At 59.6% G+C, this 555-nt stretch carries 1 protein-coding gene; it reads left to right on the plus strand.

Features of this window, described 5'->3' with window-relative positions:
• On the plus strand, window positions 1-289 hold a 289-nt coding region (locus EN893_RS38515), incomplete at its 5' end, for a hypothetical protein (RefSeq protein WP_206640273.1).
• Between the last annotated feature and the right edge of the window lie 266 nt (window positions 290-555).

The raw sequence follows: 555 nt of genomic DNA on the forward strand, positions 1-555 counted from the left end.
GAGAGGGGGCGCGGAGAGGGGGAGAAGAGAAAGGAAGCAAGAGGAGAAAAGGAGGAGAGGAGAGAAGAAGGAAGAGGATAGGGAGGAGAGGGAAGAGAAGAGAAGCGAGCAGGAGGTTATGCTAAAGGGAAAGGAGGGAGGGGGAGCAGCCAGGCACGTCACCGATAGAAGAGACGACGGCGTCCTGCATGTCGATATCGAGGCGCGCACGCGCCGCGATCCGGGGTTTTCGCTGGAACAGGGTCACGTGCGGGGCGTCTCGAGGCAAGCTCTCATACGGAAGGCATAAGTGCCTGTTATCATGCCCGAAACGGAGAATTCCGCAATCGTGGAAAATGCAGCCCCGCCGGGTCGGGACCGCAAATGCATGTTGCTCAGAAATGAGCTCGGTTTTGGGAGAACGATCTGTGGAAACAAAGGCCTGAAGCGGGCCTGAATCCGCTCAGGCGCGACATGCTTTAGGTCGGCAGCCGGCCCGGTCTGCCGGATCGTCGTCAGGCTGCCTTGAGCCGATAGCGGAAAACGGTGTGGTCGAGCAGCAGCCGGATGCGTGGT

It is taken from the genome of Mesorhizobium sp. M7A.F.Ca.CA.004.04.2.1, from assembly GCF_004022825.1.
GTDB lineage: Bacteria > Pseudomonadota > Alphaproteobacteria > Rhizobiales > Rhizobiaceae > Mesorhizobium.